The organism is Acinetobacter sp. Z1 (assembly GCF_024296945.1).
GTDB classification, from domain to species: domain Bacteria; phylum Pseudomonadota; class Gammaproteobacteria; order Pseudomonadales; family Moraxellaceae; genus Acinetobacter; species Acinetobacter beijerinckii.
Genome location: NZ_CP101115.1, coordinates 20,468 through 41,219, shown reverse-complemented (window position 1 = coordinate 41,219; position 20,752 = coordinate 20,468). Strand labels below are relative to the sequence as shown.

Genomic DNA, 20,752 nt, shown 5'->3' with positions numbered 1-20,752 from the left:
ACCTCACATAAGTCAACAGATGACTGAATACGATCTATGATACTGTTCAGATAGAACTAGATAATCCATCAAATTTCGGCATCTTTATGCGGATAGACCGAACAAAAGAATGAGTCCTATGGATAAATTAAATGCAATGTCGGCATTTGTGCAGGTTGCTGAACAACGAAGTTTTACCAAAGCTGCCCAATTACTCAACCTGCCGCGCTCTACCTTGACAGACGCGATTAAACAATTAGAAACTGAACTAAATACGCGCTTATTATTTCGCACCACGCGTCAAGTTAGTCTGACAGATGAAGGCAATATTTATTATCAGCGTTGCAAATATATTCTTGGTTATATTGATGAATCAGATCATGATTTCCTTCATGCCAAGCCTAAAGGTGTATTAAAAATTGAAGTTCATGGCATGTTTGCCGCTCATTTTATTATGCCAAAACTTCATTTATTTTTAGCTGAATATCCTGAAATTCAACTTCAATTGACTGAAAGTGATCGCTATGTCGATGTCATTAAAGAAGGTATCGATTGCGTCATTCGGATTGGTCATCTTAATCATAGTGAATTGGTGGTCAGACATTTAGGTGATATTCAACAAGTCACTCTAGCAAGCCCCCAATACTTAGAAAAATATGGAATACCTAAGAGCCTCAACGATTTGAAGCAGCATTTTATGGTCGGATTTTACTCCACCGCCCGACAAAAAACGTTGCCTTTAGAATTTTTGGTGAATGATCAGTGGCAAATGTATGATTTAGCCACTTTCATTCAGGTTAATGGTGCACATTCATATTCAGCCGCCGCTGATCAAGGCTTTGGCATTATCCAAGTGCCTCGTTACGGTCATGTCAAAGAAATCGAAAATGGCCAACTGCATCAAATATTCAAACAATATCAAGTTCCATCTTTGCCTGTTTCCCTACTTTACCCTTCTAAAACCTTAGTTACACCTCGGCAAAGAGCGTTTATTGAATGGATCGTGCAACTATTTAAGGATCATCCTTTAGAAGAAATTAAATCGTTTTAGTGCCCTTAATCTAGATTTTATTTTGATCCTATTTTTATGCAGATATTCAGCATGCTATCTTTATTAAGTTTATTTTTAGTATGATGATTTTTTGCATTTCAATGCGTTGTGCTCATGCGTTTTGACTTTTTTGATTTACAATTATTGCTGCATATCATTGCAACAGGCAGTCTAACCAAAGGCGCTGAACGCTCCGCTATCTCATTGCAAGCAGCGAGTGAACGCATCAAAAAACTTGAACAATATTTCAACACTCCCCTATTTACTCGACAAACAACTGGCGTTGAGCTCACCAGTGCGGGTCATGCTTTAGCTGAACATGCAAGAACGTTGATACAACAAAAAGATCAACTTGAACAAGACATGCAACGTTTTCGAGAAACCACACCGCTATCACTAACATTGTGGTGTAATTCTTCTGCACAAAGTGAATATTTACCAACATTATTACCGCAATATTTAATGCGCCACCCTGAAATTAATATTGACCTACATGAAGCCGAAAGCTCAGAGATCATTACAGCACTGAGCAAAGGCATCGCTCAATTAGGATTGGTATCCAGCTTCTTTGATATCCAACCTTTACAAACACAGGATTTTGCCAGTGATCCTTTAGTGCTGATTTGCCCTCGCTCACATGCACTGGCGCAGCATCAACAATTGAACTTAATTAATGCATTAAACTACGGTTTTATTGGTCTAATGCCACATCACTCTTTGCAGCAATCCATCGAAACTCAAGCCAAATTACTAGGCTTTAATATCCAATATCGTTTGCGTTTACCGAATTTTGCTTCAATTGCTGAAGTCGTGGCTGAAGGTGTAGGTGTTGCCATTATGCCTGCACGTGCCGCACAACGTTTACAACCCACCTATCATTTTCATACGGTACAACTGCTGGGTGCTTGGGCAAATCGTAAACTATTGCTGGCAACTCAGGATTTCAAGCAACTATCACAAGACTATCAAAACTTTGCCGATTTTTTATTGCAACATCGTCCGAAATGATCCTTCCATTAATGAGATAACATATATCCACCCAATGCCAACAACCCCATAAAAAATAGGCGACGGAAACGTTGTTCATTCAACTGATAGCGGATTTTTTTACCTAGCCACATGCCGATTAAAGCAGCAATTAAAGCAATAAACGAAAGACGATAATCCAGTGTAATACCTGTGATTGGATTGTGATGTAAAAACACGGCTAAACAAATCGTAGAGATGGTAAAGGTTAAGCCTAAAGACTGAACCAGTTCATCGCGTGTCAAATGCAAGGACTGCAAATAAGGTACAACAGGGATGATGATCACACCTGTCGCCACGGTCACGGCACCCCCAATATAGCCCACCAAAGGTGATAACCATCGTTCATATTTACTCAAATTTGGAAGATTTTTGACCCATAGACCGTATATGCCATACAGCACTAGCATCGTTCCTAATAAGATTTCACTGTTTTGCCCATGACTTTGGCTCAAGGTCGGTAAAAAGCTCCAAACGGATCCGATCACAACGCCAAGCAGTAAAGTCCAAAAACGACGAACAAAAGTCCATACTCGACCTTCTGCAAAAAGCTGCCAAATATTGGTAATCATTGAAGGGACAATTAAAAGTGAAGCTGCCTGAAATGGACTCATGGCAATGGTTAATAGCCCCATACAGACTGCGGGCAAGCCAAGACCAATCATGCCTTTAATCATGCCTGCGAAGACAAATACCATCACAATAATTGCTAAAAAAGTCATGCCCTGCCTCCAATCTTAGGTTGGAGTTATGCTACGGAAAAAGTAGGGTCTGGGCGTATTCTTATTTTTGGAAGTAGGCCTCAAGCAGAGGTTGAGGCCAATTTATATTTATCCTCTAAAACATTACTAATAATGCTTTCAATCATCCACACTCGATATAGGCTATTAAAGACATAACTTTGCCCATCAATCCTGAGTTCCAACACAGGAAAATCTGGCTGATGCTTTTGCTGACACAGTTCATCATTGTGCTGAAGTAAAGCATCTATATCTTGTTCAGTAATAGCATCAATTTCTAAACGCTTTTGCATGCGCTGAAAATGTGTTTTAAATGAGAGATCTTTACCACGTGTCCAGACCCCTTCCAAGATTTCGTGGATACAATCCACTTGCTGTTGTTCTGGAACACTGTAAAACAATCTTGCCATCTCATAGGTCGCTTCTTTGGTTGGACGGCAAAAGGGGGTAAATGCAACTTCAGTTCGTTTAGACACCCGCGTTGCGAGACTCCAGTCAAACCAATCACGTCCTTGATAACTTAAAGGAAAAACTTTGAGTTGAATATTATAATAATTCGCCAGCTCTTCTTTGATATAGGAAAGCAATAACCAACTCATTGGATCTTCTAAGGCGATATATAAATCAAGCTCTGGATGCAAAGTTTGAATCTCATTCAATGCTTCGCCGTCATTAATTAAATGCTCGCGCCATTCGATATGATTAATCAGAAAAATTGGATTTCCTGTCAGCAATTTTTGTTGCTTTAAACGACGTGTCAGTCGCAATAGATCATCAACGGCTTGATATTTACGCTCACCAAATTCGAAATAACTTGCAATAACGGGCACATCTTTGAATATCCGCTCAGGAAAATCTTGAGGGCTTTGATGTTGATTTGCCATCGCGTACAACGTTCGCAATTTACCGTATTGCTGTTGCCACAACATATGGAACACATCTTCAAGCAAATGTAAGAAATTTTGTTCGCGCAAAGGCGTATTTCTAAGAATAGTTTCAGCTTGTTGTAAGGCTTCAGGACTTGGAATTTCTGGCGTTTCATCGAATCCAAAACGATGCTGTTTAGCTAAAATCTTAGCGTCATTTAAGCAATACTGTAGCCAATCCTCTGCTGACATTGCATTCGGTGGTTCAGCATCCTGCTTAGAAATAATTATTTTTAAGGGTTTGAGTTCATCACTCAAGATTTCATTGAGTTGATCAAGTTGTTGTACCGCAAGATAGCTATAAACATCGTCCAAACGTAAATAAATACTTAAACCCTGTCCCGTGGGTAATACCGCCTGACGAGAAGGTTTTTGATAGAACCAACTCGATCGGATGGGATCAAACCAACGACGTAACAAAGACATGTCGATAGCCTCTAATGGTTATAAAGTTCTTGATGGGGAAGTTATCTCTAACTTGTATGCGAACAAGCGAGTAATAATTATATTGAGTATCTTATAAAACAAGAAAAAAGTCCCCCTGAGATGCGATTATAGCATCGCAAGTAAGAGGGACTTAAACAGATTACAAAACGCGTACTGCACCTTTGGCTGCACTGGTTGAATGCAATGCATAAATTTTCAGTGATTTGGACACCTTACGTTTACGCTCTTCCACTGGATGCCAACCTTTCGCTTCTTGAACAGTACGACGATGTGCCATCGTTGCATCATCGACATCAAGGTGAATGCTACGATTTGGAATATCAATTTGAATAGTATCACCATCTTCAACTAAACCAATCGCACCACCTTCTGCTGCCTCTGGAGACACGTGACCAATCGATAGACCTGAAGAACCACCAGAGAAACGACCATCGGTAATCAAAGCGCAGTCTTTACCTAAACCTTTCGATTTCAAGTAACTGGTTGGATACAACATCTCTTGCATACCCGGACCACCACGTGGGCCTTCGTAGCGAATCACGACAATATCACCAGCAACAATTTTATGATCTAAAATCGCTTCAACAGCCGAATCTTGGCTTTCAAATACTCGTGCTGTACCTGTAAATTTCAGGATTGATTCATCCACACCTGCAGTTTTAACGATACAACCGTCTAATGCAATGTTTCCATAAAGCACCGCTAAACCACCGTCTTTAGAGAAGGCATGTTCCGCATTACGAATCACACCTTTTTCACGGTCACCATCTAAAGTTGAATAGTAACGGTTTTGCGAGAACGCTACTTGCGTTGGGATACCACCCGGAGATGAACGATAAAACTCATATACATCCGCATCTTCAGTGCGAATAATATCCCATTTATCTAATGCATCTTTCAAGGTTGGTTCGTGTACCGTTGGGCATGATGTATTTAACAAATTGGCACGATCTAGCTCGCCCAAGATTGCCATGATGCCACCTGCACGGTGTACATCTTCCATATGTACGTCTGATTTTGCAGGTGCAACCTTAGACAATACAGGCACTTGACGAGATAAACGGTCAATATCATCCATGGTGAAATCGACTTCTGCTTCATGTGCAGCAGCGAGTAAGTGCAATACGGTATTGGTTGAACCACCCATTGCAATATCTAGGGTCATGGCATTTTCAAATGCAGCTTTGGTTGCAATTGAACGCGGCAAAATAGTGTCATCATTCTGTTCATAATAACGTTTTGCTAATTCAACAACTAAACGACCTGCTCTCAAGAATAATTTTTCACGATTGGCATGTGTTGCAACGATTGAACCATTGCCCGGTAAAGAAAGACCTAACGCCTCAGTTAAGCAGTTCATTGAGTTCGCGGTAAACATACCTGAGCACGAACCACAAGTTGGGCATGCTGAACGTTCGAACGCTTCAACCTCCTCATCGGTATAGCTTTCGTCAGCTGCAACCACCATCGCATCAACGAGGTCGATCGCTTTTTCATTGCCGCGGAACTTCACTTTACCCGCTTCCATCGGGCCACCAGAGACGAAGACGACTGGAATATTTAAACGCATTGCTGCCATGAGCATTCCCGGTGTGATCTTGTCACAGTTCGAGATACAGACCATTGCATCGGCACAATGTGCATTGACCATATATTCAACTGAATCTGCGATCAAATCACGTGATGGCAGCGAATACAGCATGCCATCGTGACCCATTGCAATACCATCATCCACCGCAATCGTATTGAATTCTTTCGCAACACCGCCAGAAGCTTCAATTTCTCTCGCTACCAATTGCCCTAAATCTTTAAGATGCACGTGACCCGGAACAAATTGAGTAAATGAGTTGACCACCGCAATAATTGGTTTGCCAAAATCCTCATCTTTCATACCTGTCGCACGCCATAAACCGCGTGCGCCAGCCATATTTCTTCCATGTGTTGATGTTTTTGAACGATAATCAGGCATTTTGTATTCCCAACAGGTTTGTGCGCGAGATGAATAAGAGATTCTCTCTGGCGAAATGATACTGAGCTTTTTCCATCATACTACAACTCATCGTTTAACAGATGACCTACTTGTAGAAGTTTTTTTTTGCTGATTTCAGTACCGAATTACCTCAGCAGATTCCAGTTTTTATAGAAATACTTGCATTGTGTCGTAAATATAATTGTGCAACCTATACTCAAACATACACTTCCAATAAGCGTGCGATTAAGGAGGCTAATATTAAAATAAAAATTATCACCGTGCCTAAGGCGAGCTCTTTGCTGATCATGGTTTCACCTATTTTTATTATTTAAGTTCTGTTTTCACTCATCGCACTTACATCAACATGTGAGCGAGCCACTGATTAACTCAACTCATCACCTCTTATCAACTAAAGCGAGTTAAGTTCTAATTGGCAATTCGTCTGCGTTGCGGAGCAGTTCTATTCGATTATACATAAAAATGTTCATTATGCACATTTTTATGTATAAACTGCGTAGCCTTTCTCGATTTTGATTACGCTTTTCAGTTTAGGACTTTGTTATAATCAACACAGATTGATTTATTTTGAAGAGCTCACCCGATTGAAAATCATTTTTGCTGGTACGCCTGAATTTGCTGCAACGGCATTGGCGGCATTATTAAAAACATCACACCAGATTATTGCGGTTTATACTCAACCTGATCGCAAGGCAGGAAGAGGACAAAAATTAACCCCCTCTCCTGTTAAGCAACTCGCGCTTGAACACAGTTTGCCTGTTTATCAACCTTTGAACTTTAAAGCATCTACCGAAGAAGGCTTGGCAGCTCGACAAGAACTTGCCGCACTTGGCGCAGATGTGATGGTGGTTGCTGCCTACGGTTTAATCTTGCCACAAGCAGTATTAGACACACCTAAATATGGCTGTCTAAATATTCACGGCTCATTATTGCCACGTTGGCGTGGCGCAGCGCCGATTCAACGTGCCATAGCCACAGGTGATGTAGAAACTGGCATTACCATTATGCAAATGGCGGCTGGTCTGGATACTGGCGATATGATGTATAAGACGTATTGTCCAATTACAGCCGAAGATACCTCTGCAAGCTTGCATAATAAACTTGCGATACAAGGCGCAGAAGCGATTTGTACCGTGCTTGAATCAGAGCAAAGCTTAAAAACATTTATTGAAAAGCGTGAAGTTCAAGACGAAGCGCTGACTGTATATGCGCACAAATTGGTAAAAACCGAAGCGCGTATTGATTGGACACAAAATGCGGTTCAGATCGATCGAAATATCCGAGCTTTCAATCCTTGGCCTGTTGCCTTTATTCAACTGGATGAAAATAATGCTTTGCGCGTGTGGGGCTCAATGCACTCTGACCACAGCAAAGCTGATGCTCAAGTCGGTGAAATCATCGCGATGGATAAATACGGTGTGCATGTCGCGTGTGGCGAAAACACTTCAGTCTGTTTAACCAGCTTACAATGGCCAGGTGCTAAAGCGCTCAATCCAGTGCAAATTGCACAAACTCAAAAATTGCATCTTGGACAAATTCTCCCATGAACCTATCGAATCAATCATCTGCAAAAAATTTGAATTTGCGCGCACAAGTGGTCAAAACACTTTTGGCTGTTCAAAATGGGCAATCTTTGGCTTCCGTGTTGAATCAACATATCAATATTGTTTCTGAACGTGACCGTGGCTTATATCACGAACTTACTTTAGGTTGTTTACGCCAGTGGTATTCTTTAAAAGCAATTACCTTACCATTGCTGACCAAACCATTAGACAATGAAGCACTAGAAAGTTGTTTATATCTTGGTTTATATCAAATCTTATGTACACGTATTCCTGTACATGCTGCAATTTCAGAAACTGTAAATGCTGCTAAGCAATTGGGTTTCGAGCCAATGAGTGGTTTGGTTAATGCGATTCTGCGTCGTGTTTCACGTGAAACAGATGAATTTCAAACAGCGCTGAATAATACGCATGGTTTACCAAGTTGGTTATTCAAACGACTTAAAAAAGATTGGCCTGATCAATTTGATGAAATCTGTCAAAATTTAAAACAAGTTGCACCGCTGACTCTGCGCGTCAATGAACGCCAAGTCAGTCGTAATGAGTATCTTGATATTTTAGATGAAGAACAGATTGATGCTCGTCCTTGCACACTTTCAAGTGTTGGTATTGTTTTGGAACAAACGGGCAATATTACTCATTTACCGGGTTTCGAAGAAGGCGGTTTTTCTGTTCAGGATGAACATGCTCAATTATGTGCAACTATTTTGCCAAACTTAGATGGTAAAGTCGTTGTCGATGCCTGCGCTGCACCTGGTGGTAAAACAGCGCATATTCTTGAGCGCTATAATCCTAAAAAACTGATTGCGCTTGACCATGATGCAAAACGTTTATTACGTTTGTCTGAAAATATAGAACGTCTAGCCTTAGATCAAACCGAGGTTGAGATTGTTACAGCGGATGCAACGACTTGGCAGGCAGAAGAAGCCGTCGACTGTATCGTGCTCGATGCACCGTGCTCTGCAACAGGTGTAATTCGTCGCCATCCAGATATCCGCTTGTTGAGACAATCAACTGACATCGCGCAAACAGTGGCATTACAGCATCAAATTTTGCAACAGATGTGGCAACAGCTCAAAGTTGGCGGTAGCTTGCTGTATATCACTTGCTCAATTTTAAAAGTAGAGAACGAACAGCAAATGGCGACTTTCTTTGCTGAACATAGCGATGCAGAAGAAATCAAAATTGAAGCGGATTGGGGTATTGAACAGACCTATGGTCGTCAGTTATTACCTTACCTACATTCAGGTGATGGCTTCTATTATTGCCATATTAAAAAAGTAGCGTAATAAAAAAAGCAGGCTGAAAGCCTGCTTTTTTTAAAATTAATTTACAGCGTATGCTGGTCTTTGACTTCTTCCAGAACATCATCAAGCTCTTCTGGGTTTTTCATCAAGTGTAGGATAGACAAAGCTAATCCTCCCCAAACAAACAGCATGGCAATAATCATCATTATGATTGCTGAAGTATTCATATGTGCTCTCCTAGCGATCTTTTATTTTACTGAGTATGATTGCAACAACAGCACAGAAAATCACGCTGCCCCAACCGAATAAGCCTTGTAAACTCATGCTATAAGTATCGTAACCATTTTTGACGAGGTTAAACAAAGTCATACTTAAAGTCGTTAACAAAACCAATGAAGTAATAACGGTTAAAGTAAATGCCCAGCCCTTACCCAATTGGATCGTTGAAATACGATTCACATGATCACGAAGTTCGATTAATGCAGAACGTTTAAACCACGTAATACAAAGGATCGAAACAAGCGCACCGCCCACAATACCAATGTTATTGATAAAGTGATCGACAATATCCACCAGTTTAATCGCATTTACGCTTGAGAATAAGATCACGGAAACCAATGCACTACCGCCACCAATGATGGTTACGGCTTTCTTACGGCTCCATTTCAACTTATCTTGCATCGCTGCAATCGGCACTTCCAAAATACTCACCATTGAAGAAATACCCGCAACAAAGAGTGATGAGAAGAATAAAAGACCGAAAATATCTGAACCTGCACCTAAGCTTGAAATAATCTTAGGGAAAGCAATGAAGGCAAGACCAATACCACCACTGACAACATCTTGTACATTGCTTCCTGCTGCATGTGCCATAAAGCCCAATGCTGCGAAAATACCAATACCTGCCAAGATTTCAGTCGAAGCATTTGCAAAACCAACGATCAATCCAGAACCTGTGAGGTTGGTTTTAGGCTTGAGGTAAGAGGCATAGGTCACCATGATCCCGAAACCAACCGATAACGAGAAGAAAGTGTGTCCATATGCAGCCAACCACACTTTATAATCCATCATTGCCGACCAGTTTGGGGTGAAGAATGCATTCAAACCTTGAGCAGCACCTGGTAAACGTAATGATTGAACTACGAGGATGGTAAATAAAACAAAGAGTAACGGCATGAAAATCTTATTCGATAATTCAACGCCTTTTTTAACGCCACCATACAGAATAATTAATGTTAATGCCCAAATACCAACGATCGGCCAAAATAAATGGCTGACAAATTGGAAATCAAAGCCAGAAGCTTTTGATGTTTGCAAATAGGTATTAAAGAAGAAGCTTTCAGGGTCGCTTCCCCATGCTTGACCAATCGAGAAGTAAACATAACTACCCGCCCACGTCAGCACGCTGGCATAGTACAAACCAATAATGATACAAACACAGACTTGCCACCAACCTAATGTTTCACCACCTTTAAATAACGCTCTATAAGCTTTTGGAGGTGAGTTACGGGCACGATGACCTGTCGCATAATCTAAAAATAAAAGGGGTAAACCAGCGGTAATGAGTGCAATAAGATAGGGTATAAGAAAAGCACCACCACCATTTTCATATGCAACATATGGAAAACGCCAAATGTTGCCTAAACCTACAGCTGAACCTACAGCTGCAATAATAAAACCAGATCGTGATGTCCAGTTTTCACGAGAATCTGCCATAGAACACCTAAATATATACCAGTGACCTTTTCAAACTGTGTTAGCTTTTTATTATCCAACAGACATGAAAAGTGCCGTAAAAATCTTGTTTAGCTTGCATGAAATTTCAACCTTGTGAGTCTCTCATTTTCATGAACAAACAAGCAAAAACCAAACCATCTTCCTTAAAGATTAGATTTTATTTTCTGCTTTGTAATAGCCGAACAATACCTGTTTTTGTTTCTTTTTACTGTAAATTCTACAAAAAATTCCTGCCGTTCGTCGCTAATTCCAATCCAATTGATTATTTTTCAACTCAATTAGAAAACTAGCTTTTGAATTTATCGTTAGATAAAAACGCTCAGCCATTTAATCGGTTTACATCGGCATTTAGTTTTTAATTCGATAATGCCCTGTGACCTTATATTTAAATAAAATATCTGATTCTTCAGCGCCACGACCAATATTATGTAAAATTAACGGTGTTTTCTGAAAGATGCTTTTTTTGTCAGAGACAATTCCGATATGCACCAATCCTTGCCCTAAATCCCATGTCACAACATCTCCTGCACGATAATTCTGATCAGTGATTTGATAACCTTGTCGTTGGAAATACGTTGCGATATTGGGTACTCGACGATGATCTATATTTTTATCAGGTGTTTTGAGCCCCCATTTATTTGGATAAACATTAAAATGTTTACGCATATCTTCATGCATCTTTTGTTGTAAATCGATGCCTTGCTGTCGGAGTGCACGTACAACAACATCAGTGCAGACTCCTTTAATCAAAGGAACATCGCCCATTGGATAAACTAAGCGCGTATACGCTGGATCATAATATTTTGTCACTCCAATCTGTTTTCTCGCATCAGTGACCAACTGTTGTGAGGAAAATGCCGATACCGACACATTCCAAAACATACACATAACGACTAAGACCAGTTTCCATCCTCTCATCATGAAAGCTCTTTAATCGCCAACAAACGCTCTTCTTGCATGTCATGAATGGCAGAATGAATACCCTCACGTCCTAAACCAGAATCTTTTACACCGCCATAGGGCATATTATCTACACGGAACGTAGGAACATCATTGATAATTACCCCACCCACATGCAAATGATCCCATGCATAAAGCATATGATTTAGATTTTGAGTATAAATACCTGCCTGTAAACCAAAACGGCTTTGATTAATCGTGGCGATGCCCTGCTCAAAGTTTTTAAATTTTTCTAAAATGGCAATTGGCCCGAATGCTTCGTCTTTGTAAATTTCAAGTTTAGCATCAACATTCTCCAACAATGTCGGATCAAGAAAGACGCCTTCAAGATTGCCGCCAATCAATATTTTGGCACCTTTTTTCTCAGCTTTATCAATCCATTTTTTCAAACGTACTGCTTCAGCTTCTTTAATCATTGGTCCCACAATTGTTGTACTTAAAGCAGGATCGTCTACTTTTAGTTTTTTTAATTTAGCTAATAATTTCTTTTTTACTTCGGCATAAAGATCAGCATGAACCAGAATGCGTTGCACACTGATACAGATTTGCCCTGCATGCCCATAAGCTGCACCGATTAAACGATCAATAATCGCATCATCTATTACGGTGTCAGCATCAATTAAAACCGCTGCGTTGCCGCCTAGTTCTAAAGTGACTTTCTTACGTCCCGCACGTGCTTTCATATCCCAACCGACTTGGTCAGAACCAGTAAAGCTCAATAATTTAAAACGATCATCTGTCACTAAAATATCAGCGGCTTGACGATCACATGGCAATATTGACCAAGACCCTTTCGGCAAATCCGTTTCTGCTAAAACTTCAGCAATTTTCAGCGCACTAATCGGGGTCAAGCTGGCGGGTTTTAGCACAAAAGGGCAACCTGCTGCGATCGCTGGCGCAATTTTATGCGCGACTAAATTCAGTGGAAAATTAAATGGACTAATCAAAGACACTGCACCTATCGGCACATGTTTTACCATACCCCGATAAGGCGAAGCAGCAGGCGTTACAGCTAAAGGAATCATTCGACCATCATCAAGCTGTGTGACGGCATCAGCGGCCAACTGAAAAGTATTAATTAAACGCTCAACTTCAGCACTCGCTGCACCGCGTGGTTTACCGCCTTCGGCAATTAAAATTTCAGTCAGTTCATCACGTAATTCATTAAAACGTTTCACGCAATGCAGCAATATTTTTTGTTTTTGAAAGGGTTTCAGTGCTGCCATTTCTGCCTCAGCACTAACCGATGCAGCAATGGCTTTTTCAAGCACTTTTGCATCTGCTAACGCTACTCGTGCATACGCTGAATTTCTATACTTATCATGTACTTCTAACCATTGACCTGTCTTAACTGCTTTCCCAGCAACATAAAGTGGATAGTCCACAACATTCTGTACATCAGCCATTATTATTGCTTCCTTTTAAAAGTTTAAATTTAGACTACTGCATATTTTCTGAGATCACTATATGATTCGCCCATTCACTGATGAATTCACAACAATTCATTACGCTTTTGATATGAATTAGGACATGGCGATGAAAATTTTAAAAATATCAATCTTGGCATTAGGGACAGGCTTTTGTGGGCTAGCACAAGCAGATGTGATTGGTGTAAAAGCAGATGCCAGTTATTGGTTTTATGATGGTAAGGCTCAAGTTCAACCTAAACCAAACACTTCATCGTTAGCGAATCAAACAGGTGTAGATAATCTTCTGTTAAACCCTTATGCCGGTCTATCTGCACCTGAAGAAAAATTAGATCGTAAAGGTTCAGCACAAATCTCTCTTGCCTTTGAACATCCGATTCCACTCATTCCAAATGCAAAAATTCGCTATGTGAATTTAAAATCACAGACTGAAAAAGAAATTGCAGGACAACCTGTGTATGACTTGAACATCGATCACACTGATTTTCTTTTATACTATGAAATCTTAGATAATATCGTCGATGCGGATGTTGGTCTTGGTGCAACCAAATTGAATGGTGATATTAAGACACTAAATCTTAGTAAAATTGATATCGATAAAACCATTCCTGTTATTTATGGATCAGCAGGAGTTAAACTGCCATTTACAGGCTTAAGCGCAAAAGCGGAATTGTTATATAGCAACTTTAACGATACCAAAATCACGGATGCTCAAGCAGAGTTACAATATAACTTTATTGATAATTTATTAGTCGATGTCGGCTTAAAAGCAGGTTACCGTATTTTAGATGTGAAATTCGATGACTACAAAAGCAATAACGTCAAAAATGATCTTAAATTTGACTTTAAAGGTCCTTATATCGGCATAGATGTCCATTTCTAATATCGTCGCTCTCTAAACGAAAGACCCTGAATCATTCAGGGTCTGACCGACTACAGTTTGATTGGAAATACCACGAGCAACATCAAAACTGTCACTGTTCCAATAAAAATATTCATGGGCAAACCCACTTTGAGAAAATCATTAAATCGATAATTTCCAGGCCCCATGACCATAAGATTAGTTTGATAACCTAGTGGTGTCGCAAAACTAGCAGATGCACCCATCATAATTGCAAAAACAAATGGAATCGGGTTTAAATGAGCCTGTGAAGTGATTTCCAACACGATTGGCAAGGTCAGTAATGCCGCTGCATTATTGGTAATGACTTCTGTCAGCACTGAAACGAAAAAGTAGGTTAAGATTAATAATAAAATTGCCTCACCTGCACTGAAATGCACAATAAATTGTGCTAATAACTCAGCAACACCTGTTTTCTCTAAAGCTGCCCCAAGAGCAAATGATGCAGCAATCGTTAAAATAACCGTTAAGTCTAAACTTTTCTCTGCCTGTTTTACGGTTAAACACTTTGTAAAAAGCATCGCCCCTGCTGCCAATAAAGCCGCATTCAACATACTCAGGAGTTCAAAACTTGCAGCTCCCACTGCTACAAGTAAAATTCCCCATGATAATAGAGCCTTATCATGTTTGAGCGGTTCATGGTCGAGTTCATTGACCAGTAAAAAATCTTTATTATATTTTTGCCGCGTCACAAAAGCTGGACGAGCTTCTAACAACAACGTATCACCAGCCTGTAATTTGATATTACCTAAACCACCTTTCAAACGCTCACCATTACGAGCCACGGCTAACACAACTGCACCATAACGATTGCGAAACTTCGAGTCACGAATTGCGCTCCCGATCGCTTCACAATGTGGTGAGACCACAGCCTCAACTAAACGACGTCCTGCATGTGATTCTTCTAAGGCTGATTTTTCGTCAATACTCGACGGAGCAATTAAACCATTAATTTTAAGAAGTTCAGTAATCGCCTCTGTGTCCCCAGCAAAGACTAGACGATCATCACCAAATAAAATTTCATCTGAAGAGACTGCGGACAAGACTGTTTGTTGACGCTCGATCTCAACGAGATAAACTCGCTTTAAACTTCTTAATCCCGCAGCTGCAACCGATTGTCCCACCAAAGGACCATTTGGGCTTACGATGACCTCTAAGGTAAATTCACGTAGATTAGAAAAAACATTTTGCTCTTGATGATGGGGTAACAACTTTGGCGCAAACCAATACATCGCAAACATACCAATGATGGCAACAGGTAAGCCAATAACTGTGATATCAAATAGACCAAAACCTGCTTCACCAGTTAAGGTCTGATACTGACCATTAACCACCAAATTGGTACTTGTCCCGATCAATGTAATCGTTCCGCCAAGAATTGCGGTATAACTCAATGGGATCATGAGTTTTGAAGGAGGAATTCCTATCTTTTTTGACCAACTATTCAATGCAGGAATCATGGTAGCAACCACGGGCGTATTATTTAAAAAAGCACTGAGTGGCGCTATAGGTAAAAAAATCCGTAATAGAGCCATCCGCTCAGATTTCGGTGAACCTAATAATTTATTAACGAATAAGTCAATTCCCCCAGAATTTGAAATACCTGCTGCAACCACAAACATTGCAGCAACTGTAATCAATCCAGAATTACTGAAACCTGCCAAAGCTTCTTGAGCAGTCAACACACCAAATACACTTAATATCGTTAAAATTGCCATCATTACGATATGCGGAGCAATTTTTGAAAATATCAGTGTAAGCAGCCCTCCAAGCGTTAACGCCAAAGACAACCAACCTTCCCAGCCCATCAAGCAGTCTTTCCATACATCTATAATTTTCCGAATTCTATATCGTTAAAGTTCATATACAAATGCGATTAAAAGCTAACCTTAGCTAAAATATTCATAACAAAATTCATAGATTTGGTGTTTTTTCTATTTCACAGTTGAATCACGATTGAATTGTACGCTTCAGCCTACAAAAATCGCAGCAATTGACGAATATACCGACCTCAACTTTTCATCTACTATAAGATTTATACAGAGACAGGAAGTCTCATTGAGAATAATAAAACACACAGGACGTGGTCGTTCATAAGGAATATAAACGACAAGAAACTGAATACGAAGAAGCCCCGTCAGGATGATGGGGCTTCTTTTTATCTATTATTTTATGCGTGATTTAAAGACTTCTAAGATATGCAACTATTTCGCTATGTTCTGCCAACTCAGCAAGTTGTAATGCCGTATATTCGCCTTTATAAGCTACATTAGCACCCTTACTCACAAGTAGCTTCACTACAGCCAAATGATCATTCTCCGCAGCAGCCTGTAAGGCACTATAACCTTCGTCATCGGTCTGGTTTGGATCTACGCCCTCTGCCAATAGCTGCTCGATTTGTTCCACATCACCTAAGGATGCCCAATACACCAGCTCAGGAAGATGCAGTTCATCATCATCTTCAGGCAGTGGAGAGAAAGAGTTGAGTTTCATAATAATTCTCTTTAATAACCTTTCAAATCAATAATTTTCAACAACAAATTCACCTTGAGATTCAGCAACAAGAAATTGAACCACATTATCACGTGTCTCTAGAACCCATACACCTGTAAATTCTGGTGTTCGTATTACGGTAAAATACAACTTAAGAAGATCACGAATCGAACTTATACCCTCCTTTATTACTAAAGCAAAACCCTCCCATTCTTTATTATTTCCCCAAGGATTATCAGCGTGTAAATATTTCCCTAATCGATCATATAATTTAATAAACTGATTTTTGTCAAAGAATTTCTCTGTTTTCCTATCAAAATGCCAAGTTCCATCCTGTAACTTTTTAGCTGGTAACAAAGGTATAGGATAAAAGTCAGAATTTATACCACTTAAAGCTTTTAAAATTGAACTCGCCTTATAATCTTTTGTATAGTCAGGATTTTTATCAGCTTGAGCACGGTATTCTTGATATTTAATTTTATTTGGAGCGATTGAGGCTAAAGCAAATATTTCTAATGCTTTACGTAAATGTAATATTGAAGATTCTAATTCTAATAAATCTTTGATTTCAAAATATGACTCTATAAGACTTTCGCACTTTTGTAATCGAAATAGTGCCTCATTTACTTTATCAGTATAAATTTTTTGTAAATCTTTCATTATAATATCTGTTTAAAATTCAAACGATACATTAATCATATAATAAAAAACACCCCTAGCCGTTAGGTTAGGGGTGTTTAGAATTAAAAGCTGGCGATGACTTACTCTCACATGGCAAGTGCCACACTACCATCAGCGCGAAGAGGTTTCACTTCTGAGTTCGGGAAGGGATCAGGTGGTTCACTCTTGCTATTGTCGCCAGCAAACTGTTGTGGTGTTTTCGGGTCTTATTCACGATGTAATCATCGTATGCCTTACTTACGGTCCAAAGAGTTATTAACGGATTAGATAATTGGTCTGTATTGTAACTAGTTTGTACACTAAATCAAGTTAAGTATTGAATTTATCTTGAATACAACAACTGTTTGGGTGTTGTATAGTCAAGCCTCACGAGCAATTAGTATTGGTCAGCTTCACACGTCACCGTGCTTCCACACCCAACCTATCAACGTCCTAGTCTCGAACGGCTCTTTAGAGGACATAAAGTCCTAGGGAAATCTTATCTTGAGGTAGGCTTCCCGCTTAGATGCTTTCAGCGGTTATCCCTTCCGAACATAGCTACCCGGCGATGCCACTGGCGTGACAACCGGTACACCAGAGGTTCGTCCACTCTGGTCCTCTCGTACTAGGAGCAGATCCTCTCAAATTTCCAGCGCCCACGGTAGATAGGGACCGAACTGTCTCACGACGTTCTAAACCCAGCTCGCGTACCTCTTTAAATGGCGAACAGCCATACCCTTGGGACCTGCTTCAGCCCCAGGATGAGATGAGCCGACATCGAGGTGCCAAACACCGCCGTCGATATGAACTCTTGGGCGGTATCAGCCTGTTATCCCCAGAGTACCTTTTATCCGTTGAGCGATGGCCCTTCCATACAGAACCACCGGATCACTAAGACCTACTTTCGTACCTGCTCGACTTGTGGGTCTCGCAGTTAAGCGCGCTTTTGCCTTTATACTCTACGCGTGATTTCCGACCACGCTGAGCGCACCTTCGTACTCCTCCGTTACTCTTTAGGAGGAGACCGCCCCAGTCAAACTACCCACCAGACATGGTCCTCGCCCCGGATTACGGGGCAGAGTTAGAACCTCAACATTACCAGGGTGGTATTTCAAGGACGGCTCCATTGGAACTAGCGTTCCAACTTCAAAGCCTCCCACCTATCCTACACAAGTAAGGTCAAAGTTCAATGTCAAGCTGCAGTAAAGGTTCACGGGGTCTTTCCGTCTAGCCGCGGGTACACTGCATCTTCACAGCGATTTCGATTTCACTGAGCCTCTGCTGGAGACAGCGCCGCCATCATTATGCCATTCGTGCAGGTCGGAACTTACCCGACAAGGAATTTCGCTACCTTAGGACCGTTATAGTTACGGCCGCCGTTTACTGGGGCTTCGATCAAGAGCTTCGCTTACGCTAACCCCATCAATTAACCTTCCAGCACCGGGCAGGCATCACACCCTATACGTCCACTTTCGTGTTTGCAGAGTGCTATGTTTTTAATAAACAGTTGCAGCGGCCTGGTTTCTGTGGCTGCCAATAGCTCAGGGAGCAAGTCCCATCACCGTCAGCAGCGTACCTTCTCCCGAAGTTACGGTACCATTTTGCCTAGTTCCTTCAGCAGAGTTCTCTCAAGCGCTTTGGTCTACTCGACCTGACCACCTGTGTCGGTTTCGGGTACGATTCCTGTGTAACTGAAGCTTAGAGACTTTTCCTGGAAGCATGGTATCAGCCACTTCACTGTACAAGTACAGCTTGCTATCAGCTCTCAGCATAGAGCACCCCGGATTTGCCTAAGATGCATGCCTACAGCCTTCCACCTGGACAACCAACGCCAGGCTGACTTAACCTTCTCCGTCCTCTCATCGCATTACACAGAAGTATTGGAATATTAACCAATTTCCCATCGACTACGCCTCTCGGCCTCGCCTTAGGGGTCGACTCACCCAGCCCCGATTAACGTTGGACTGGAACCCTTGGTCTTTCAGCGAACGGGTTTTTCACCCGTTTTGTCGTTACTCACGTCAGCATTCGCACTTCTGATACCTCCAGCATACTTCTCAATACACCTTCATCGGCTTACAGAACGCTCCCCTACCACTTACGCTAATGCGTAAATCCGCAGCTTCGGCACATAGTTTTAGCCCCGTTACATCTTCCGCGCAGGCCGACTCGACTAGTGAGCTATTACGCTTTCTTTAAAGGGTGGCTGCTTCTAAGCCAACCTCCTAGCTGTCTATGCCTTCCCACATCGTTTCCCACTTAACTATGATTTTGGGGCCTTAGCTGGCGGTCTGGATTGTTTTCCTCTTGACTACGGACGTTAGCACCCGCAGTCTGTCTCCCGGATAGTACTCATTGGTATTCGGAGTTTGCATCGGTTTGGTAAGTCGGGATGACCCCCTAGCCGAAACAGTGCTCTACCCCCAATGGTATTCGTCCGAGGCGCTACCTAAATAGCTTTCGGGGAGAACCAGCTATCACCAGGCTTGATTAGCCTTTCACCCCTATCCACAAGTCATCCCCTGGCTTTTCAACGACAGTGGGTTCGGTCCTCCAGTTAGTGTTACCCAACCTTCAACCTGCTCATGGATAGATCGCCTGGTTTCGGGTCTACACCCAGCAACTAAACGCCCTATTAAGACTCGATTTCTCTACGGCTCCCCTATTCGGTTAACCTTGCTACTGAATGTAAGTCGCTGACCCATTATACAAAAGGTACGCAGTCACCGAACAAGTCGGCTCCCACTGCTTGTATGCATGCGGTTTCAGGATCTATTTCACTCCCCTCACAGGGGTTCTTTTCGCCTTTCCCTCACGGTACTGGTTCACTATCGGTCAGTCAGGAGTATTTAGCCTTGGAGGATGGTCCCCCCATATTCAGACAAGGTTTCACGTGCCTCGCCCTACTCGTCATCATTGTGTGTGCCCTTTCGTGTACGGGAATATCACCCTCTACGTTCGCACTTCCCAGAGCGTTCCACTAGAACACACACAACTTAATGGGCTGCTCCCCGTTCGCTCGCCGCTACTAAGGGAATCTCAATTGATTTCTTTTCCTAAGGGTACTGAGATGTTTCACTTCCCCTCGTTCGCTTCATAAACCTATGTATTCAGTTTATGATACCCGCCTTATAGCGGGTGGGTTCCCCCATTCAGAAATCTCCGGATCAAAGGATATTTGCCGCCTCCCCGGAGCTTTTCGCAGGCTATCACGTCTTTCATCGCCTCTGACTGCCAAGGCATCCACCACATGCACTTAATTACTTGACTATACAACCCCAAACAGTCGTTAACACATACAAGTGAGTGTTAGCGTTGCAAACTTAATTGCTACTATTCGTTGTCTGTGAACTTAATCACCATACAGCTTCAATCTAAATTCATTACCAAAACGCTTGATTCAGTGTTTTTGCTAGTTCTCAGATTAACTCTTCATCCAACTGAAATACTTACGTATTACTGTTAGTGTTGAATTAATCGAGTTTGAACAATTTATTTCAGACTCAATTTTCTAATCTGTTAATGATTAACTACCACCTCGTCGGTGCGTAGTAAACTGTGATAAATCACAGAAGTTAATAAACTCAAATCAAAATCTCTTTTGAC

Annotated in this window: 15 protein-coding genes and 2 rRNA genes; 5 read left to right on the top strand and 12 right to left on the bottom strand. The window is 41.3% G+C overall.

Going from position 1 to position 20,752, the window contains the following annotated elements; all coding sequences use genetic code 11:
• Nucleotides 1-118 precede the first annotated feature (118 nt).
• Nucleotides 119-1,030, top strand: a complete 912-nt coding sequence (locus tag NGC85_RS00170) for a LysR family transcriptional regulator (RefSeq protein WP_254804458.1) — start codon at nucleotides 119-121, stop codon at nucleotides 1,028-1,030.
• 114 nt (nucleotides 1,031-1,144) lie between these two features.
• Nucleotides 1,145-2,038, top strand: coding sequence for a LysR family transcriptional regulator (locus NGC85_RS00165; protein ID WP_254804457.1), 894 nt, complete (start codon nucleotides 1,145-1,147; stop codon nucleotides 2,036-2,038).
• 8 nt (nucleotides 2,039-2,046) lie between these two features.
• Here the strand turns inward: NGC85_RS00165 and NGC85_RS00160 are convergent, their stop codons facing one another.
• From NGC85_RS00160 to ilvD, 3 genes are all read right to left on the bottom strand, one after another.
• Nucleotides 2,047-2,778 (bottom strand): sulfite exporter TauE/SafE family protein, encoded by a 732-nt coding sequence (locus tag NGC85_RS00160; protein ID WP_254804456.1) that lies wholly within the window; start codon nucleotides 2,776-2,778, stop codon nucleotides 2,047-2,049.
• 80 nt (nucleotides 2,779-2,858) lie between these two features.
• Nucleotides 2,859-4,148 carry a hypothetical protein gene (locus tag NGC85_RS00155; RefSeq protein WP_169108617.1) on the bottom strand — a complete coding sequence of 430 codons (1,290 nt, stop codon included), beginning with the start codon at nucleotides 4,146-4,148 and terminating at the stop codon, nucleotides 2,859-2,861.
• Between the two features lie 160 nt (nucleotides 4,149-4,308).
• Nucleotides 4,309-6,138: a dihydroxy-acid dehydratase gene (gene ilvD, locus NGC85_RS00150; protein WP_005052763.1), complete on the bottom strand. Its 1,830-nt coding sequence runs from the start codon at nucleotides 6,136-6,138 to the stop codon at nucleotides 4,309-4,311.
• 605 nt (nucleotides 6,139-6,743) lie between these two features.
• Here ilvD and fmt point away from each other — a divergent pair.
• Both fmt and rsmB read left to right on the top strand, forming a co-directional pair.
• Nucleotides 6,744-7,706, top strand: a complete 963-nt coding sequence (gene fmt / locus NGC85_RS00145) for a methionyl-tRNA formyltransferase (RefSeq protein WP_254804455.1) — start codon at nucleotides 6,744-6,746, stop codon at nucleotides 7,704-7,706.
• Nucleotides 7,703-9,010, top strand: coding sequence for a 16S rRNA (cytosine(967)-C(5))-methyltransferase RsmB (gene rsmB, locus NGC85_RS00140; RefSeq protein ID WP_254804454.1), 1,308 nt, complete (start codon nucleotides 7,703-7,705; stop codon nucleotides 9,008-9,010). The genes fmt and rsmB overlap by 4 nt, the downstream gene beginning before the upstream one ends.
• A 41-nt stretch (nucleotides 9,011-9,051) precedes the next feature.
• On the opposite strand, the gene NGC85_RS00135 is transcribed toward rsmB, so the two are convergent.
• The 4 genes from NGC85_RS00135 to NGC85_RS00120 form a co-directional block, all read right to left on the bottom strand.
• Nucleotides 9,052-9,195, bottom strand: a complete 144-nt coding sequence (locus NGC85_RS00135) for a methionine/alanine import family NSS transporter small subunit (protein WP_005052772.1) — start codon at nucleotides 9,193-9,195, stop codon at nucleotides 9,052-9,054.
• 10 nt (nucleotides 9,196-9,205) lie between these two features.
• Nucleotides 9,206-10,684 (bottom strand): sodium-dependent transporter, encoded by a 1,479-nt coding sequence (locus NGC85_RS00130; protein WP_005052774.1) that lies wholly within the window; start codon nucleotides 10,682-10,684, stop codon nucleotides 9,206-9,208.
• Between the two features lie 369 nt (nucleotides 10,685-11,053).
• The gene (locus NGC85_RS00125; protein WP_254804453.1) at nucleotides 11,054-11,626 is read right to left on the bottom strand and encodes a DUF1287 domain-containing protein; all 573 of its coding nucleotides are present in this window, start codon (nucleotides 11,624-11,626) and stop codon (nucleotides 11,054-11,056) included.
• The gene (locus NGC85_RS00120; protein WP_254804452.1) at nucleotides 11,623-13,071 is read right to left on the bottom strand and encodes an aldehyde dehydrogenase family protein; all 1,449 of its coding nucleotides are present in this window, start codon (nucleotides 13,069-13,071) and stop codon (nucleotides 11,623-11,625) included. Before NGC85_RS00120 ends, NGC85_RS00125 begins: the two co-directional genes overlap by 4 nt.
• Nucleotides 13,072-13,201: 130 nt before the next feature.
• Between NGC85_RS00120 and NGC85_RS00115 the strand changes: the two genes are divergently transcribed.
• A complete protein-coding gene (locus NGC85_RS00115) occupies nucleotides 13,202-13,975 on the top strand; it encodes a TIGR04219 family outer membrane beta-barrel protein (RefSeq protein ID WP_169108623.1) in 774 nt (257 codons plus the stop codon).
• A 50-nt stretch (nucleotides 13,976-14,025) separates the two neighbouring features.
• On the opposite strand, the gene NGC85_RS00110 is transcribed toward NGC85_RS00115, so the two are convergent.
• The 5 genes from NGC85_RS00110 to NGC85_RS00090 form a co-directional block, all read right to left on the bottom strand.
• Nucleotides 14,026-15,801 carry an SLC13 family permease gene (locus NGC85_RS00110; RefSeq protein ID WP_254804451.1) on the bottom strand — a complete coding sequence of 592 codons (1,776 nt, stop codon included), beginning with the start codon at nucleotides 15,799-15,801 and terminating at the stop codon, nucleotides 14,026-14,028.
• Between the two features lie 373 nt (nucleotides 15,802-16,174).
• Nucleotides 16,175-16,486: an ankyrin repeat domain-containing protein gene (locus NGC85_RS00105; RefSeq protein WP_254804450.1), complete on the bottom strand. Its 312-nt coding sequence runs from the start codon at nucleotides 16,484-16,486 to the stop codon at nucleotides 16,175-16,177.
• A gap of 27 nt (nucleotides 16,487-16,513) precedes the next feature.
• Nucleotides 16,514-17,146 carry a hypothetical protein gene (locus NGC85_RS00100; protein WP_254804449.1) on the bottom strand — a complete coding sequence of 211 codons (633 nt, stop codon included), beginning with the start codon at nucleotides 17,144-17,146 and terminating at the stop codon, nucleotides 16,514-16,516.
• Between the two features lie 88 nt (nucleotides 17,147-17,234).
• Nucleotides 17,235-17,349: ribosomal RNA gene (rrf, locus tag NGC85_RS00095) — 5S ribosomal RNA — on the bottom strand.
• 173 nt (nucleotides 17,350-17,522) lie between these two features.
• Nucleotides 17,523-20,416, bottom strand: a 23S ribosomal RNA gene (locus tag NGC85_RS00090).
• Nucleotides 20,417-20,752: the final 336 nt, after the last annotated feature.

What these genes read in the sequence shown, in the direction of transcription:
- NGC85_RS00170 (WP_254804458.1), top strand. Translation starts at nt 119, where the DNA reads ATGGATAAATTAAATGCAATGTCGGCATTTGTGCAGGTTGCTGAACAA.
- NGC85_RS00165 (WP_254804457.1), top strand. Translation starts at nt 1,145, where the DNA reads ATGCGTTTTGACTTTTTTGATTTACAATTATTGCTGCATATCATTGCA.
- NGC85_RS00160 (WP_254804456.1), bottom strand. Translation starts at nt 2,778, where the DNA reads ATGACTTTTTTAGCAATTATTGTGATGGTATTTGTCTTCGCAGGCATG.
- NGC85_RS00155 (WP_169108617.1), bottom strand. Translation starts at nt 4,148, where the DNA reads ATGTCTTTGTTACGTCGTTGGTTTGATCCCATCCGATCGAGTTGGTTC.
- ilvD (WP_005052763.1), bottom strand. Translation starts at nt 6,138, where the DNA reads ATGCCTGATTATCGTTCAAAAACATCAACACATGGAAGAAATATGGCT.
- rsmB (WP_254804454.1), top strand. Translation starts at nt 7,703, where the DNA reads ATGAACCTATCGAATCAATCATCTGCAAAAAATTTGAATTTGCGCGCA.
- NGC85_RS00135 (WP_005052772.1), bottom strand. Translation starts at nt 9,195, where the DNA reads ATGAATACTTCAGCAATCATAATGATGATTATTGCCATGCTGTTTGTT.
- NGC85_RS00130 (WP_005052774.1), bottom strand. Translation starts at nt 10,684, where the DNA reads ATGGCAGATTCTCGTGAAAACTGGACATCACGATCTGGTTTTATTATT.
- NGC85_RS00125 (WP_254804453.1), bottom strand. Translation starts at nt 11,626, where the DNA reads ATGATGAGAGGATGGAAACTGGTCTTAGTCGTTATGTGTATGTTTTGG.
- NGC85_RS00120 (WP_254804452.1), bottom strand. Translation starts at nt 13,071, where the DNA reads ATGGCTGATGTACAGAATGTTGTGGACTATCCACTTTATGTTGCTGGG.
- NGC85_RS00115 (WP_169108623.1), top strand. Translation starts at nt 13,202, where the DNA reads ATGAAAATTTTAAAAATATCAATCTTGGCATTAGGGACAGGCTTTTGT.
- NGC85_RS00110 (WP_254804451.1), bottom strand. Translation starts at nt 15,801, where the DNA reads ATGGGCTGGGAAGGTTGGTTGTCTTTGGCGTTAACGCTTGGAGGGCTG.
- NGC85_RS00105 (WP_254804450.1), bottom strand. Translation starts at nt 16,486, where the DNA reads ATGAAACTCAACTCTTTCTCTCCACTGCCTGAAGATGATGATGAACTG.
- NGC85_RS00100 (WP_254804449.1), bottom strand. Translation starts at nt 17,146, where the DNA reads ATGAAAGATTTACAAAAAATTTATACTGATAAAGTAAATGAGGCACTA.